At 40.5% G+C, this 1,993-nt stretch carries 2 protein-coding genes; one reads left to right on the top strand and one right to left on the bottom strand.

Going from position 1 to position 1,993, the window contains the following annotated elements; genetic code table 11:
- Positions 1 to 257: 257 nt before the first annotated feature.
- Positions 258 to 1,535 carry a glycosyl hydrolase family 18 protein gene (locus JO950_RS21735; protein WP_202704515.1) on the bottom strand — a complete coding sequence of 426 codons (1,278 nt, stop codon included), beginning with the start codon at positions 1,533 to 1,535 and terminating at the stop codon, positions 258 to 260.
- Positions 1,536 to 1,670: 135 nt separating this feature from the next.
- Between JO950_RS21735 and JO950_RS21730 the strand changes: the two genes are divergently transcribed.
- Complete coding sequence (locus JO950_RS21730) at positions 1,671 to 1,847, top strand: hypothetical protein (RefSeq protein ID WP_202704514.1); 177 nt, start codon at positions 1,671 to 1,673, stop codon at positions 1,845 to 1,847.
- The last annotated feature ends 146 nt before the right edge of the window (positions 1,848 to 1,993 follow it).

Here is a 1,993-nt window from a genome sequence, read left to right as displayed (position 1 = left end):
ATCATTCTGTAGATTGGCGGCCTAACTTTTAAATTACTTAAAGTGTTATATTTGATTCTGACAGATGCGACAGAACCCCCTTTTACTAGTATAAACTAAATCAAAGCGTTTGCAATGTGGCTTTTTAGATACTTACTACTTAATAAAACGTATTAAGAACCATTTTTTATTAGCCCGCGTTACAAACGCTACAATTATCTTTTAAATATTATGTAGGCACTCGTTGTATACGAGCACCAGAGGGAATAAAAAAATCACTAACCGAATACTCCGTTGATCTGCGATAACACCCAACTGAAACCTCCGCCTGCCAAATTCACATAACAGGTTTGTCCACTGAATGCAATAATAGTTCTACCCGCAGGAGCAGTCACCTGAAAATTTTGTGTATCAACTACATTGGGATTAATGGTGGCGGGATAACTTGTGCCGTTGATGGTGATTTGAACTACCACATTTTGTCCGTACCAGTAGCCTGTTACGTAACTGAAAGCGGTGAGGCCATTTGTGAGATTGATCGGATTATTCCCATTGCCGCCATCGCCACCGTGTTGTAATAGTTGTACCACATACGAGCCGTCGCTGCTGGCATTGGTACATTGGATGGCATCCACAACATCTCCGCTACGGATAACGATACTTTGGATAATAGTAGGAGTAGTTTGCGCATTCAAGATGGCTCCATCGTCGAACACAGCCACATCCGGTTGGCCGGTCAGGTATGGCCGCATCAATAGTTGCTGACTTTGCTCGAAAGGCCAGTTGGAAGAATCAAGCCGCCAACTCATCATAGTTTGGTAGGGGTATTGCTTACTCTGGTACTGAATCCCAGCAGCGTATTGCTGAGAAGCATAAAGCGCAGTGACACCACTTTCTAAATAAGCACCGAATCCCAATAGATCGGCATTGATACCGTGTGCAATAAATACGCTAGGATCGCTAACCCAGTAACTTTGCAAATTGAACACATCCACATTGGCATTCACAGCATCCGCATTCAGGTTGTTGACATTACCGGACTGGTTAGAACTCGCCGAAATGGCCAGATAATAGGTATCCCCGAAAGCCTTACCCAATGCGTTGAGCCATTGGCCGCATTGCTTATGAGAGAGTTGGCTCGTGGGCTGTTCCCAATCAATGTCGAAACCATTGAGGTCATTGTTAGCCAGAAAGTTGGCAACATTGGTAGCAAAAGTGGTCAGCAGGACGGGGTTGTTGATGATCGTTTGGAGATCCTTGGTGATTTCTTGGGTATAGGCCAGTAAAGCAAATATGGTGATGTCCGGGTTTTGTGCACGGGCATCTAAAACCTGTTGTGCAAGATATGTGTTACTGGTTTGCAGGGTGGGACTGCTAGGGTTGCTCATATCCACTCCAAACCAGCCGATGCTCAGGTAATCAAGGGTGCTGTATATACCGTTGAGCTTAATAGAACTAAAATTGCTGTTGGGTGAGCTGTAGGTCGCGTTTGCTGGATGTAGCTCATTAGTCAGCCACGCACCGATGGCGCCGGTAAAGTTTTTTTTGCTTTTCATGTGATTAGAATTTTAGAGTTTTCTACCTAATTTTTAATTTCTTTATTAAAAATACCAACTAATAGGCTTTTATAATGCAAAAAATGTAATGAGTACGATTTTCTAATGTATGAGTAAGCATAATCTTGGAATAAGATGCAATTAATTATTTTAAACGATTTAGAAGAAGAATTAAAGGTTAAGAATCAAAACACAAAATTAGATCATAAAATAAGCACAAATTTGTCTTATGGATTTTTAAAAAACCGAATTTTAGAATTGCTTTTTAAAGAAGCTCCTTTAGAAGAAGTATTCAGGTTCTGTCGCATCTAAAGCTAAGTTTTATCTTTGCCTTTTTAAATTCTTAAACTCATGAATACTAAAGGTCATTGTTATCCAAAATCTATTATACTGCAGGCCGTATATTTTAAGCTTAGGTTTACATTAAGCTATCGGGATGTTGAAGAGATCATGATAAT

This window comes from Flavobacterium sp. UGB4466 (assembly GCF_903469665.1).
In the GTDB taxonomy this organism is placed as follows: domain Bacteria; phylum Bacteroidota; class Bacteroidia; order Flavobacteriales; family Flavobacteriaceae; genus Flavobacterium; species Flavobacterium lipolyticum.
This window is presented reverse-complemented; position numbering and strand designations above follow the sequence as displayed.

Excerpts from the sequence above, each read along its gene's own strand:
- JO950_RS21735 (WP_202704515.1), bottom strand. The coding sequence starts at position 1,535 with ATGAAAAGCAAAAAAAACTTTACCGGCGCCATCGGTGCGTGGCTGACT.
- JO950_RS21730 (WP_202704514.1), top strand. The coding sequence starts at position 1,671 with ATGCAATTAATTATTTTAAACGATTTAGAAGAAGAATTAAAGGTTAAG.